The sequence below is a fragment of the Acrocarpospora macrocephala genome (genome assembly GCF_009687865.1).
GTDB classification, from domain to species: domain Bacteria; phylum Actinomycetota; class Actinomycetes; order Streptosporangiales; family Streptosporangiaceae; genus Acrocarpospora; species Acrocarpospora macrocephala.
The window spans coordinates 194,440-206,808 of sequence record NZ_BLAE01000015.1; the positions used below are offsets into that span (position 1 = coordinate 194,440).

Below are 12,369 nucleotides of genomic sequence, written 5' to 3' on the forward strand. Positions count from 1 at the left end.
GAGAACGAGTAATGCATCGATCCCGCATCCGCCGAGTCCTCACCGTCTGCTTAGCCGCCCTCATGGCGGCGGCCACGCTCACCGCTCCGGCGCGGGCCTTCCCGGCGGCGTCCAAGCAGGACGTACTGAACTACCTGGCATCCATCACCGGCCGCAACATCGTCAGCGGCCAGCACAACAAGGAACCTGCCAGCACGCCCGGTCAGTACACCCAGCAGGTATACAACATCACCGGCCAGTGGCCCGGCCTGTGGGGCGGCGACCTGATGTTCCGCGCCGTGGACGCCGCCAACCGCCAGCGCGTGGTCGACCAGGCCAAACAGGAGTGGGCCAACGGCTCGCTGGTCGCCCTGACCTGGCACATGTGCACGCCGACCGGGCCGAGCACCTGCGAGTTCGAAGGCGGCGTCAAGACGAGCATCTCGGCGACCCAGTTCAGCCAGATCATCCAGGACGGCACCGCACTCAACACCACCTGGAAGCGGCGCCTTGACGAGGTCGTCCCCTACCTGCAGCAGCTCAAGGACGCCGGGGTGCCCGTGCTGTTCCGCCCGCTGCACGAGATGAACGAGTCGTGGAACTGGTGGGGCAACCGTCCCGGTCCCTCCGGCGGCGCCCGGCTCTATCAGCTCACCCGCGACTACCTCGCGGGCAAGGGCCTGAGCAATCTGATCTGGGTATGGAACGTGCAGGACAATCCGGCCGGCGGCTGGGCGAACTACTATCCGGGCTCGTCGTACGTCGATGTCGTCAGCCTGGACGTCTGGTACAAGGGTTACCCGTCCGCCAGTGACTACCAGCAGATTCAGAACATCGCCGCGGGCAAGCCCATCGCGATCGCGGAGATGGGCAAGGTGCCCAACGCGTCCCTGCTGGACAGCCAGACGCGCTGGACCTACTTCATGGTCTGGTCCGAGCAGCTGACCGGCAGCAACACCAACGCCGAGATCCAGGCCGGCTACTTCCACTCGCGTACCCTCAACCAGGGCGAAGTCAACCTGACGACGAGCCCGCAGCCGGCGCGTACCGGCCCGATCACCGGTGTGGGCGGTAAGTGCGTCGATGTGGCGGGGGCGGGTACCGCGAACGGCACGGCCGTTGACCTGTATGACTGTAACGGTACAGCCGCGCAGCGCTGGACGGTCGGCGCCGACGGCACGATCCGGGCGCTCGGCAAGTGTCTGGACGTGACCGGCCAGGGCACCGCGAACGGTACCCCGATCCAGATCTGGGACTGCAACGGATCCGGCGCCCAGCAGTGGCAGAGCCTCGGCACCGGCCAGCTCCGCAACCCGCAGTCGGGCCGCGTCCTGGATGTCCCCGGCGGCAGCACCGCCAACGGCACCCGCCTGCAGATCTGGGACGCCAACAGCAACGCCTGGCAGAGGTGGACCCTGCCCGCCTGACCGGCCGGGACCATCGGGCGGCCCGAAGCCCAGGTCATCACCATGATGACCTGGGCTTTTCGGGCTGCGAAACCCGGATGCGGAGACACAGCCGCACGTCCAGCCGCTGGAGCGGGACGAGCGACTCCACGGTGGCCTCGCCCGCAGGCCGGGTACGCCTCCGCTCCATCCGCAGGTAAGCGTCGAGCATCGGCACCAGCAGCCAGCGGGGCATGACGTCGGTTCCCCGGCTGGCCCCCACGCCCTTGGTGAAGGTCGCCAGCGCGGCAGCCAGCCTGCCTTGGTCCAGCTCGCGCTCGAACCTCCGGATCCACGAAACGTCGAAGGTGCCGTACATGGAGATGGCCGGCTCGAACACCGCGACCTTTTGGATCGCCGGGAGCGTCAGCGCCGCCTGCAGCGCGATCAACCCGCCGGAGCTGTGCCCCCACACGGCGTGCGCCCCCGTGCCGGTCAGCAGCGCGTGGACATCCTCGCACTCCCTGGCCATGCAGTACTTCTCGCCGGGGGGCCGCTCAGGCCGCGTCCCCGCCGGTCGGGCACGTACACGGTGAAGGTGTCCCCGAGCGCCTCTGCCAGCTCCGTGTAGTGCTGAGCGGCAAGGTAGCCGCCACTGAGGAGGACCACACCGCGACCACGGCCGAACTGGTGGAACCCGTCCTGCCGCCGGGGTCGATAATCGAGCTGACCGATGATTGGCGGGCTGATGAGCGAACCCGTGCGTATGGCGCTTATCGGGTGTGGTCGGATTGCGCAGGTGGCGCATTTGCCGGCTTTGGAGAAGGCCGACGGAGTGGAGCTGGTGAGCGTCTGCGATCCCAGTGCCGAGGTGGCGCGGGGTGTGGCGCGGCGCTACAACCTGGCCATGGCCGGTACGGATCCGGCGGACATCTGGGGCGATGACTCGGTGGAGGCGGTGATCGTGGCGGCGCCTGACCGGTTCCACTACGCGCTCGCGACCGACGCCCTCAAGGCCGGCAAGCACGTCCTGGTCGAGAAGCCGCTCGCCTCCACCGTGCGGGAGGCGGAGGCTCTGGTTGAACTCGTGGCGCGAACGGGGCTGAAGCTTCAGGTTGGCGCGATGAAGCGGCACGACCAGGGTCTGCAGTTCGCGCGACGATTCCTGGCGGAGCGGCTGGGCGAAGCCCGCACGTTCAATGCCTGGTATCGAATCGGCGACCTGCGCCCGGGCATCGAGGCCACCCTGTTCCCGCACGTCTACGCCGACGCTGCGGCTCTTCAGCACGAAGCCGGCTTCAAGGCCGACCGCGGTCGTTACCTGCTGGCGACACACGGTGCCCATATCTTCGACACCGTCCGGTTCCTCCTCGGTGAGGTGGCCTCCGTGGTCGCCAGGCATCGTGCGGACGGCCGCGACCAGGCGTGGCAGATCCTCATGACGACGGCGACCGGCGCGATCGGCACCGTGTCGATCACGGTTGACGTTCCTGGTCTGCCCGCGGAGGGCGTTGAGGTGTTCGGGGCGAACGGCTGGCTTCGAGCCGACATTCCTTTCCCGTTCCACCGGCAGGCCTCGGCCGTGCACGCGTACGCCGACGGTGAAGTGATCACTCCGGTGCTCACCGACGGTGACGCGTACGAGCGTCAGATTGAAGCCTTCGCCCGCAGCATCCGTGCGGACGGCCTGCCCGTTCCCGACGTCCGTGACGGTCTGGCAGCGCTTCGCCTGATCGAGAGCACCGTCAAAGCGGTCGAGACCGGCGGTGAGGTGCGGCTGTGACCTGCTCCGCCGAGGCCGACGGCTGACGCGGCGGGAGATCGTGCGACGCCGTGCAGCGGTTGGTGTGATTTCGCTTACCTTCTGACCGATCGGACAGACTCTGTCCGATCGGTCAGTTACGTTGGGCCCATGACCTCGATGCGCGCGGAGATCCTGGAGTCGGCGGCCCGCCTGTTCGCCGCCCACGGCTTCCGTGGCACGTCCCTCCAGGACATCGCGTCGGACGTCGGCTGCTCCAAGGCCTCGCTGCTCTACCACTTCACCAGCAAAGACGCGATCTTGAGCGAGCTGTTCGCGCCGGTCGGGCGGGACCTGGAGGCCATCCAGGGGAAACTCGCCCCACTCGACGGGGAGCAGGCCGCGCGGGAGGCCGTCGCCGGGCTGGTGGAACTCGCGCTGCGTTTCCGCCGCCAGGTCAAAATCCTGCTCGTGGACGTCGACGACCTGCTCTGCCACCCCGAACTGCCCGACGTCGACAGCGCCACCGAGAGCCTGGTGGACGCCCTGGTCGGCCGTGCCCCCGAACAGGAGTGCCGGGTGGCGGGCTGGATGGCCCTGGTCGGCATCTTCCTGACCTGTGCCCGCGGCGTCGACGTCTCCGACGAGGTCTTGCGTGTGGAACTCACCCGGGGCGCGCTGCGCACCCTCGGCCGCCCAACCGACTGATCACTGGGAGAGACCCCTACTCATGGCGACCCTGCTGTACCGGCTCGGCCGGTTCTCCTTCCGCAACCGGGGGCGAGTCGCCGCCGTCTGGTTGTTACTGCTCGCGCTCGTAGGCGTGGCCGCCGCCCTGTTCCTCGGCCCGTCCAGTGACAAGTTCTCCATGCCGGGCACCGAGTCCCAGCGTGCCCTCGACTCGCTCGAGCGGGAGTTCCCGCAGGCCAGCGGTGCCGTCGGCACCATCGTGATCGCCGCACCCGAAGGCGGGAAGCTGGACCCGGCGGTCGTCGCGCCGGTGGTGCGGGAAGCCGCCGCCGTACCCGGCGTGGTGGCCGCGATCGACCCCTTCCAGGCCCGCGCCCTCTCCCCCGACGGCCGGTACGCGCTGGTCCAGGTCCAGTTCAAGGACAACGTCGACGACATCACGGACGCGCAGCGCGAGGCGTACCTGAAGGCCGGGGCCGCCGCCACCGGCATCCAGGTGGAGCACGGCGGTGAGGTGCTGCGGGCCGCGCCGGAGGTCGGCGGGTCCGAGGCGATCGGCGTGCTGATCGCCGCGATCGTGCTGATCGTCACCTTCGGGTCGCTGGTCGCGGCCGGGATGACGTTGCTCAACGCGCTGGTCGGCGTCGGGGTCGGCATGGCCGGCCTGTACGCGCTCAGCGGCGTCGTCGAGCTGACCTCGGTGACCCCGGTGCTCGCGCTGATGCTGGGCCTGGCCGTGGGCATCGACTACTCGTTGTTCATCACCTCGCGCTACCGCCAGTTCCTGGCCGACGGGCTGGAGCGGGAGGAGGCCGCCGGGCGGGCCACCGGCACCGCCGGGTCCGCCGTGGTGTTCGCCGGGGCGACCGTGGTGATCGCGCTGGCCGGGTTGTTCGTCGCGGGCATCCCGTTCCTGACCGTCATGGGCCTGGCCGCCGCCGGGACCGTCGCCGTCGCGGTGCTCGTGGCGGTGACGCTGCTGCCGGCGATCCTCGCGTACGCCGGGCCGCGTGTCCTGCCACGCAAGCAGCGCGACGGGCAGGCCGTCGCCCGGGAGGGCTTCGGTTACACGTGGGGGCGGCTGGTCAGCCGCCTGCGGGTGCCGATCCTGCTGGTCGGCATCGTCGGCCTCGGGGTGCTCGCGCTGCCCGTACAGGATCTGCGGCTGGCGCTGCCCGACGCGGGCACGGCCGCGCCCGGCACCCCGGGGCGGGCCGCCTACGACCTCACCAGCGAGGGTTTCGGCGAGGGCTTCAACGCGCGGCTGATCGCCGTCGTCTCGGCCAAGGACGCCGCCGCCGTGAACGCCGCCGCCGGGCAGGCGGCCGGGCTGATCCAGCAGGTGCCGGGCGTGCTGGCGGTCGCGCCGCCGCAGCCCAACGCCACCGGCACGACCGCGCTGCTGGCGATCATCCCCAAGGAGGGGCCGACCGCCGCCTCGACCGAGGACGCGGTGCACGCCATCCGGGCCAAGGTCGCCACCATCGCGGGCGCGGAGATCTCCGTCACCGGCGCGACCGCCGTCGGCATCGACGTGTCGGACAAGCTGGCCGAGGCGATGCCCGTCTACCTGCTGCTCGTCGTCGGGCTGTCGGTACTGCTGCTGATGCTGGTCTTCCGGTCGATCCTGGTGCCGCTGAAGGCGGCGCTCGGCTTCCTGCTGACCATCGGGTCGACGTTCGGCATCACCGTGGCGATCTTCCAGCAGGGCCACCTGGCCGGGTTGTTCGGCGTCGAGGTGCCGGGGCCGCTGGTCAGCTTCCTGCCCATCCTGCTCATCGGCATCCTGTTCGGCCTGGCCATGGACTACGAGGTGTTCCTCGTCTCGCGCATGCGCGAGGACTTCGTGCACGGCGACACCGCCCGGCAGGCCACGATCAACGGCATGGGGCACAACGCCCGGGTGGTCACCGCCGCCGCGCTCATCATGACCTCGGTGTTCGGCGGCTTCGTCTTCATGGACGACCCGATCATCAAGTCAATGGGCTTCGCCCTGGCGCTCGGCGTGCTGGTCGACGCGTTCGTGGTGCGCATGACGCTGGTCCCGGCCGTGATGGCGATGCTCGGCAGAGCGGCCTGGTGGCTGCCGAAGACCCTGGACCGCGTCCTACCCGACCTCGACGTCGAGGGCGAGCGACTCAGCCACCACCTCGCCACGTCGAGCCCACCCGTGCCGGAGCGCATCGGCTAACGGATCGAGGGCCGATCCGGCGGAGCTGGCGGCGGTGCTGGTCGCCACCGCGCTGGAGAGCCTGCTGCAGGCGGCCCAGGCCGAGGGGGCCGCCGCCGCGGTGGCCTCCGTCGGCTTCGCCGCCACGCTGCTGCTGCAGGAGCGCCTGATCGCGCTGACCGGCGAGAACGTCCGCGGCCAGGCACTGGGCCTGCACGTCACCGGCATGAAGGCGATGCAGACGATCGGGGCCACGCCGGGTGAATCGCGCAGGCCTACTTTAGATCACGCGCGTAACAGGTGAAATCGGTGCCGTCCGGGTCTTGGATCCGCGTGACGTGGCGGAACCCGGCCCGCTGCGCGACGGCGACGGCCTGCATGCGTGCGTGTGGGTTTTCGGACGCGGCACCCCAAGGCGGTGACGGGCCAGAACTCAGCATGCTTCCCGGTGTCGAGAACATGGCGATGGCTCCGTCCCAGGCACACCAGCGGCCCGTTGTGGGCCGCGCGACAAAGGAGAACCACCATGACGCTCCAGCGGATGGACAACGTCGGCATTGTCGTCGACGACCTTGAGGCTGCCATTGCGTTCTTCGTAGAACTCGGCATGGAGCTGGAGGGCAAAGCGCAGATCGAGGGCCTCTGGGCGGACCGCACCGTCGGACTCGACGGCGTCCGCTGCGACATCGCGATGATGCGGACCCCGGACGGCCACGGCCGACTGGAACTGGCGAAATACCACACCCCCGCGGCGATCGGCGCCAGACCGCACAACCCACCGCACAACACGCTGGGCATGCATCGCGTCATGTTCGCCGTCGACGACATCGAGGACGTCATTGCCCGCCTGCGCACTCACGGCGCCGAACTCGTCGGTGAGCTGGCCCAGTACGAGGACAGCTACCGGCTCTGCTACGTCCGCGGCCCCGAGGGGATCATCATCGCGCTGGCCGAGCAACTCAGCTGACAGCCCGTCGCGGCCGACCTGCGACCAACCAGAACGACCTGGTCACCGATTCTTCCCTGTCTCCGAGCAGCGTCCTTCGTCCCGTCCACTTGAACTGAGCTGTCAGGCGTCGAAGCGCTGGCGGGCGGTCTCGATGTGGCCGAAGTACTTGTGGGTCCAGCCGCAGATGAGATCAACCGTCGCGCGCAGGGCCTGGCCCGGCTCGGTGAGGGTGTACTCGACTCGCGGCGGCACAGTGGGATGCACCTTCCGCTCGGCCAGGCCGTTGCGCTCCAGCATGCGCAGGTTCTGGGTGAGCATCTTGTGGCTGATGCCCTCGACCTCGTCGCGCAGTTCGCTGAAGCGGAGGGTGCGCTCCCCGAGAGCCTCGATGATAAGCAGCGCCCACTTGTTGGCGACATCCGAGAAGATCTCCCGCGCCAGGGAGTCCGCGCGCCTCAGGTCCGCTTCGTCAGCCGCGCCAGCGAACTGCTTGGTCACCATGAGGTTCCCCAGTCTCTAAAAAGTGCGTTCTTCCACGTCAGCAAACACTCTCCTATGGTTTCTGAGTAACCGCAAGAGAGCATAGGCGTCCTCCGGCGCCTCGATCACATAACCGATCAGGAGATCTCGTGGCTGTTTCGCTCATCAACCCTGACAGGCAGGTCCAAGTCCCGCTCTACCATCACGTCGCGGTGGCGAGGGGGAGCAGGCAGGTCCACATCGCGGGACAGGTCGCCTGGGACGAGAGCGGCGAGCTCGTGGCACCGGGCGACCTCGCCGGGCAGGTCGCCCAGGTCTACCGCAACGTCGCCAAAGCGCTGGACGCGGCCGGAGCGACCTTCCACGACGTCGTCCGCGTCACGTGGTACGCCGCAGGCTGGAAGAGAGAGATGTACGACGCCTTCAACGCAGGCATCGAACAGGCGGCTCGCGAGTTCGACATCGCCACGCCACCGGCCGCGCTGATCGGGGTGGACGTGCTTTTCGAGCCCGGCATCCTCATCGAGGCCGAAGTCACCGCGATCATCGATTGAAGCGATAGCATGTTCTGCATCGATCGCTGCAGAAGGGGTAGACTGCGGGGGTGGAGACCAGGCAGCGCCGCCCAATCGGCCGACCGCGGGGATTCGACGCCGACGAGGCGCTCGAGCGCGCCCTGCTGGTGTTCTGGGAGCAGGGCTACGAGGGGGCCAGTCTGGCCAACCTGACCGACGCGATGGGCATCTCCACCACCAGCATGTACGCGACCTTCGGCAACAAGGAGGAGCTCTTCCGCAAGGCCCTGGAGCGCTACACCGAGGGCCCGAGCGCCTACCTGGCCCGAGCCCTGGACGAGCCGACCGCCCTCGGCGTCGTCACCGCGATCTTTGCCGGCACCGTCCGAACCACCACCCGCCCGACCGGCCCCAACGGGTGCCTGGGCGTCCAGGGTGCCCTGGCCACCGGCGACTCCAGCCGTGGAGCCCGCGACCTCCTCGTCGCGTGGCGCGACAGCGGCTACTCCTGCATCCGAGAACGGTTCGAACGAGCCGTCGATGACGGCGACCTGCCGCCGGAGACCAACCCGGCACTACTCGCCCGCTACGTCACCGCCTTGGCCTACGGCATCGCCGTACAAGCCGCCAGCGGCGTCGGCCGCGACGAACTCCAGGACATGGCCGACGCCGCCCTGCGCAACTGGCCACCCTGCTGAGAACCGCCCCACAGGTCCACACCCTTCCGAAGTGATCGATGCGGAACGTGTTATCTTGGACTTCCGCATCGATCGATGCGGAAGTCGGCGTAGGTCGACTCCCGTGGGACTTCTCGAGGGCACCGGGATCGCCTTACCCGGTGCCGTACGACTGCCATGCAGAAAGGGGCATCTGATGTCCGACAGTGATCTGCGCGCGTTCTACCTGCGCTACATCGAGGAGCTCAACGCCCACAGGTTCGATCAGATGGACGAGTTCATCGACGACCGGACCACGTTGAACGGTGAGCCTGCCACCCGGGACGACCTCATCGCCGTGCAGAAGGCTGACGTGGACGCGGTTCCGGACCTCCACTGGGAGCTCAAGGAACTGCTCTTCGACGGTGATCGTCTGGCCGCGCGGCTGGTCAACACGGGCACGCCGGTGAAGGAGTGGCTCGGTGTGGCACCCACCGGCACCTCGTTCGAGATCACCGAGTACGCCATCTACCAGGTGCGCAACGGGCGGTTCGTGCACATGACAGCCCTGCACGACGCCGGTGAACTACTCCGGCAGCTTACCACCTGACCCTTCGGGGCCGGCGACGTGGAGAGCAGTCGCACCCAACGGTCCACTCGGGCCACACAATTCGAGAGGAAACCCATGACCGTCACACTGATCACCGGGGCCAACAAGGGCATCGGTTTCGAGACAGCCAAACAGCTTCTGGAGTTGGGCCACGTTGTCTACATCGGTGCGCGCGACATCGAGCGAGGCGAGAAGGCCGCAGCCGCCCTCGGCGCACGGTTCGTGCAGCTCGACGTGACCGACGACGCCTCGGTGAGCAACGCGCTGGCGACGATCAGTGCGGCCGAGGGGCAGCTCGACGTCCTGGTGCACAACGCGGGCATCCTCGGGAACGAACTCCTCGACGGTCCCACGGCCCTGCGGGTGTTCGACACCAACGCGGTGGGAATCGTACGCGTCACAGAAGCGGCACTCCCCTTGCTGCGCAAGTCCTCGAACCCCACCGTGGTCACCGTATCGAGCAGCGCCGGATCGTTCTGGGCGGTGAACAACCCCGACCGGCCCGAGTTCCACCTGCCGCTGGCGCTCTACTCCGCGTCCAAGACGGCGGCAACCATGCTGACGGTGCAGTACGCCAAGTCCCAGCCCGGCATCAAGTTCAACGCACTGGAGCCCGGCACCACAGCCACCGACATGACCGCGGCCTTCGGGATCGGAAGACCGCCGGAGGAGAGCGCCAGAGCTGTCGTACGCCTGGCCACTCTCGACGTGGACGGCCCGACAGGAACCTTCCAAGACGAGACCGGGGAACTGCCCTGGTAGTCGCCACGCGGGCGTAGTCCGGTGGTGGCGAGGAGTCGGTGGAGCGAGCCGGTTGCGACATCGCAGCGTGGGCGGCCGGTCCGAGTGGGATCAGTAGTAGGTCATTCCTCCAGGGCTGCCGCGATGCGGTCGAGGTCGGCGAGGAGCACTGCCATGCGTTGCGGCGGGATCGCCTTGACCATGCGCAGTTCGATGGCGTAGACGGCGGCCTGGACCGTGGCGAGGCGTGTGTGGCCCTCCTCGGTGAGGTGGCACGGCCCGGCCTTGGAGTGGCGCTCTGGTTCCGGACCTCCGACGCTCACAAGCTCCACGACCAGCTCACCGCCGCCGGGATCAAGATCCTCACCCCGATGGCGGACAGCCCCTTCGGGCCGGTGTTCTCCTTCGAGGGCCCTGAGGGCTACATGCTCACCGCGCACGGAGGCTGACCGTGATCTTCGATTAGCGCCGGGACGGTCGGACGCGGAGTGATTCGAGCAGGGTCAGTAGGGCGGCTCTGGTGTTGGTCAGGTCGGCTGGGTCGGTTGAGGTGGCCAGCCAGAGTGCTGCCTCGTTCATCGCGCCGGAGAGCAGGTGGGTCAGCGGTGCCACCGGCTGGCGGGCGATCCGGCCTGACTCGATCAGCGTGGTCAGCGCGTCTTCGAGGTGGCGGGCGGAGCCTGCCTCGTCCATGGCGCGCCACTCGCTCCAGCCCAGTACGGCAGGGCCGTCGACCAGCATGATCTGCTGCACGTCCGGGTCGGTGCTCGCGGTGAGGAACTCCTGGCAGCCGGCGGTGAGCTGGGTCCAAGGATCGTCCTGCGCCTCCGCAGCCGCGACGACCCGCCGGGCGATCTCCTCCTGTACCTCGCCGAGGACCGCGCGGAACAGGTCGGCCTTGCTGTCGAAGTGGTGGTAGAGGGCGCCCTTGGTCACCCCGGCGGCCTGCACGATCTCCGCCAGCCCGACCGCGCCGTAGCCGAGCGTGGCGAACAGCCGCCGTCCCTCCCGCAGCAGTGCGTGGCGGGTCTGCTCACGCTGCCGCGCCCGGATACCCGCGGTCATCTCTCCCCCATTCGGTTGACATACCGATGGTACGCCAAATACCGTCCTTTCGCATACCGATAGTATGCGAAGGAGTTCTCGTGAAGGTGACCAGCTTCTATCCCGTCGTCTGTACGGCCCGGCTGGCGGAATCCCGCGACTTCTACCTTGGGTGGTTCGGGTTCGAGCCGACGTTCGAGGCGGACTGGTACGTGAGCCTGCGCCGTACCGAATCACCCGAGTACGAGCTGGCCCTGCTCGACCACACCCATCCGACGCTGCCTGAGGCGTACCGGCGACCGGTCCAGGGGCTGCTGCTGAACTTCGAGGTCGAGGACGTGGACGCGGAATGGGACCGGCTGGTGGTCCGCGGGGGCCTGCCGGCCGAACTCGACCTGCGCAGCGAGGACTTCGGGCAGCGGCACTTCATCGTGGCCGACCCGAACGGTGTCCTGATCGACGTGATCACCCCGATCGCCCCGACCACCGCCTACGCCGAGCAGTACGCAAGGCCTCAGGATTGAGCGCAGGTCGCGGGGCAGAACTTGGTCTCGGGGTAGCGGGATGACGGCTGGTTGAGGAGGGGTTGCGGCTGTGACTTCAGGTGTTGGTCGAGGAAGGCCGCCACGTAGGTGCGGGTGAGTTCGGCCGAGCGCGCCGCGGGCAGGAGGCCGGGAGCAGGCTTGATGCCCAGGGCGCCCGCCAGCAGCGGGCCGTCGGTGAAGGACTGGTGGTCCGCGCCCGACAGCACGAGCCAGCGCTTCCACCCGGTCAGCAGCTTCCAGTCGCGGTCCCACGAATTGTCGCGGCCCCCGGGGGTGTGCTGCGGCGAGCCGATGAACAGGAACGGCCGGGAGAACCCGCTCTTGGGAATCCGCGCGTAGGTGGTGCCGTCCATGTCGATTCCGGCACGCACCCGGGAGTCCGTCAGCATGGCCGCCATGGCGCTGGCCCCGCCGATCGACTGCCCCGCCATCGCGATCCTGGACCGGTCGATCAGGGCGGAGCCATCCCATTTCGACGTCAGGTGGTCGAGCACGAAGGAGACGTCGGCCACCCGGCTCTGGACCACGCCCGTGCCGAAGCCCGGGTCGGTGTCGCTGTCGCAGGCGAGGCATTCCGCGATCCGCCCGTCGGGGAATGTGGTGGCGTAGCTCTCGTAGGTGTGGTCGATCCCGGCCACGATGTACCCTCTGCTGGCCAGGTCCTCGGCCAGGGAGGTGAGGGTGCTCACCGGCTTGGTGAAGCCGGGGGAGAGCACGACCAGCGGAAACTTTCCCCCCGCCGGGTCGGCGTCTTGGATGGCGTTCGTGCGGGTTTTGCTCAGCGTGTCGTACGGCGCGCCCGCGATCCTGGAGCCTTTCAGCAGGAGTTCCGATTCCTTGGGTGTCATGTACGGTGCGCGCTGT

General features: G+C 68.5%; 16 protein-coding genes. 12 read left to right on the forward strand and 4 right to left on the reverse strand.

All coding sequences use genetic code 11. The annotated features are described in order from the left end of the window. Window positions 1-11: 11 nt before the first annotated feature. A complete protein-coding gene (locus Amac_RS56135; protein ID WP_155355037.1) occupies window positions 12-1,406 on the forward strand; it encodes a glycosyl hydrolase in 1,395 nt (464 codons plus the stop codon). Between the two features lie 37 nt (window positions 1,407-1,443). On the opposite strand, the gene Amac_RS15350 is transcribed toward Amac_RS56135, so the two are convergent. Beyond that, the gene (locus Amac_RS15350; RefSeq protein WP_155355038.1) at window positions 1,444-1,896 is read right to left on the reverse strand and encodes a hypothetical protein; all 453 of its coding nucleotides are present in this window, start codon (window positions 1,894-1,896) and stop codon (window positions 1,444-1,446) included. 234 nt (window positions 1,897-2,130) lie between these two features. Here Amac_RS15350 and Amac_RS15355 point away from each other — a divergent pair, with 234 nt between their 5' ends. The 5 genes from Amac_RS15355 to Amac_RS15375 all read left to right on the forward strand — a co-directional run bounded on the left by Amac_RS15355 (window position 2,131) and on the right by Amac_RS15375 (window position 6,932). Further along, window positions 2,131-3,147, forward strand: coding sequence for a Gfo/Idh/MocA family protein (locus Amac_RS15355; RefSeq protein ID WP_281356290.1), 1,017 nt, complete (start codon window positions 2,131-2,133; stop codon window positions 3,145-3,147). A gap of 129 nt (window positions 3,148-3,276) precedes the next feature. Continuing rightward, entirely contained in the window at window positions 3,277-3,813 is a 537-nt protein-coding gene (locus Amac_RS15360) for a TetR/AcrR family transcriptional regulator (RefSeq protein ID WP_155355040.1), read from the forward strand. A gap of 22 nt (window positions 3,814-3,835) precedes the next feature. Continuing rightward, the gene (locus Amac_RS15365) at window positions 3,836-5,986 is read left to right on the forward strand and encodes an MMPL family transporter (RefSeq protein WP_155355041.1); all 2,151 of its coding nucleotides are present in this window, start codon (window positions 3,836-3,838) and stop codon (window positions 5,984-5,986) included. Between the two features lie 34 nt (window positions 5,987-6,020). Further along, a complete protein-coding gene (locus Amac_RS15370; RefSeq protein ID WP_155355042.1) occupies window positions 6,021-6,269 on the forward strand; it encodes a hypothetical protein in 249 nt (82 codons plus the stop codon). Window positions 6,270-6,506: 237 nt separating this feature from the next. Then, window positions 6,507-6,932 carry a VOC family protein gene (locus tag Amac_RS15375; protein ID WP_218041100.1) on the forward strand — a complete coding sequence of 142 codons (426 nt, stop codon included), beginning with the start codon at window positions 6,507-6,509 and terminating at the stop codon, window positions 6,930-6,932. Window positions 6,933-7,034: 102 nt separating this feature from the next. Here Amac_RS15375 and Amac_RS15380 read toward each other — a convergent pair whose 3' ends face one another. Further along, window positions 7,035-7,415 (reverse strand): winged helix-turn-helix transcriptional regulator, encoded by a 381-nt coding sequence (locus Amac_RS15380; protein ID WP_155355044.1) that lies wholly within the window; start codon window positions 7,413-7,415, stop codon window positions 7,035-7,037. A gap of 128 nt (window positions 7,416-7,543) precedes the next feature. Here Amac_RS15380 and Amac_RS15385 point away from each other — a divergent pair, with 128 nt between their 5' ends. The 5 genes from Amac_RS15385 (at window position 7,544) to Amac_RS57905 (ending at window position 10,365) form a co-directional block, all read left to right on the forward strand. Then, entirely contained in the window at window positions 7,544-7,948 is a 405-nt protein-coding gene (locus Amac_RS15385; protein ID WP_155355045.1) for a RidA family protein, read from the forward strand. Between the two features lie 50 nt (window positions 7,949-7,998). Beyond that, a complete protein-coding gene (locus Amac_RS15390; protein ID WP_155355046.1) occupies window positions 7,999-8,607 on the forward strand; it encodes a TetR/AcrR family transcriptional regulator in 609 nt (202 codons plus the stop codon). Window positions 8,608-8,782: 175 nt separating this feature from the next. Next, window positions 8,783-9,175 (forward strand): ester cyclase, encoded by a 393-nt coding sequence (locus Amac_RS15395; protein ID WP_155355047.1) that lies wholly within the window; start codon window positions 8,783-8,785, stop codon window positions 9,173-9,175. Window positions 9,176-9,250: 75 nt separating this feature from the next. After that, the gene (locus tag Amac_RS15400) at window positions 9,251-9,937 is read left to right on the forward strand and encodes an SDR family NAD(P)-dependent oxidoreductase (RefSeq protein WP_155355048.1); all 687 of its coding nucleotides are present in this window, start codon (window positions 9,251-9,253) and stop codon (window positions 9,935-9,937) included. A 269-nt stretch (window positions 9,938-10,206) separates the two neighbouring features. Continuing rightward, the gene (locus Amac_RS57905) at window positions 10,207-10,365 is read left to right on the forward strand and encodes a VOC family protein (RefSeq protein ID WP_373869818.1); all 159 of its coding nucleotides are present in this window, start codon (window positions 10,207-10,209) and stop codon (window positions 10,363-10,365) included. A 13-nt stretch (window positions 10,366-10,378) separates the two neighbouring features. Here the strand turns inward: Amac_RS57905 and Amac_RS15410 are convergent, their stop codons facing one another. Continuing rightward, window positions 10,379-10,981, reverse strand: coding sequence for a TetR/AcrR family transcriptional regulator (locus tag Amac_RS15410; protein ID WP_155355049.1), 603 nt, complete (start codon window positions 10,979-10,981; stop codon window positions 10,379-10,381). Window positions 10,982-11,061: 80 nt separating this feature from the next. On the opposite strand from Amac_RS15410, the gene Amac_RS15415 reads away from it, so the two are divergent. Next, window positions 11,062-11,484 (forward strand): VOC family protein, encoded by a 423-nt coding sequence (locus Amac_RS15415; RefSeq protein WP_155355050.1) that lies wholly within the window; start codon window positions 11,062-11,064, stop codon window positions 11,482-11,484. Here the strand turns inward: Amac_RS15415 and Amac_RS15420 are convergent. Next, window positions 11,475-12,369 (reverse strand): alpha/beta hydrolase family protein (locus tag Amac_RS15420; protein ID WP_218041093.1); only part of this gene is annotated, 895 nt, incomplete at its 5' end. The two genes, Amac_RS15415 and Amac_RS15420, sit on opposite strands and share 10 nt — an antisense overlap.

Coding starts and splice junctions, on each gene's coding strand:
- Amac_RS15400 (WP_155355048.1), top strand. CDS start 9,251: ATGACCGTCACACTGATCACCGGGGCCAACAAGGGCATCGGTTTCGAG.
- Amac_RS56135 (WP_155355037.1), top strand. CDS start 12: ATGCATCGATCCCGCATCCGCCGAGTCCTCACCGTCTGCTTAGCCGCC.
- Amac_RS15365 (WP_155355041.1), top strand. CDS start 3,836: ATGGCGACCCTGCTGTACCGGCTCGGCCGGTTCTCCTTCCGCAACCGG.
- Amac_RS15360 (WP_155355040.1), top strand. CDS start 3,277: ATGACCTCGATGCGCGCGGAGATCCTGGAGTCGGCGGCCCGCCTGTTC.
- Amac_RS15350 (WP_155355038.1), bottom strand. CDS start 1,896: ATGGCCAGGGAGTGCGAGGATGTCCACGCGCTGCTGACCGGCACGGGG.
- Amac_RS15380 (WP_155355044.1), bottom strand. CDS start 7,415: ATGGTGACCAAGCAGTTCGCTGGCGCGGCTGACGAAGCGGACCTGAGG.
- Amac_RS15410 (WP_155355049.1), bottom strand. CDS start 10,981: ATGACCGCGGGTATCCGGGCGCGGCAGCGTGAGCAGACCCGCCACGCA.
- Amac_RS15375 (WP_218041100.1), top strand. CDS start 6,507: ATGGACAACGTCGGCATTGTCGTCGACGACCTTGAGGCTGCCATTGCG.
- Amac_RS15355 (WP_281356290.1), top strand. CDS start 2,131: ATGGCGCTTATCGGGTGTGGTCGGATTGCGCAGGTGGCGCATTTGCCG.
- Amac_RS15395 (WP_155355047.1), top strand. CDS start 8,783: ATGTCCGACAGTGATCTGCGCGCGTTCTACCTGCGCTACATCGAGGAG.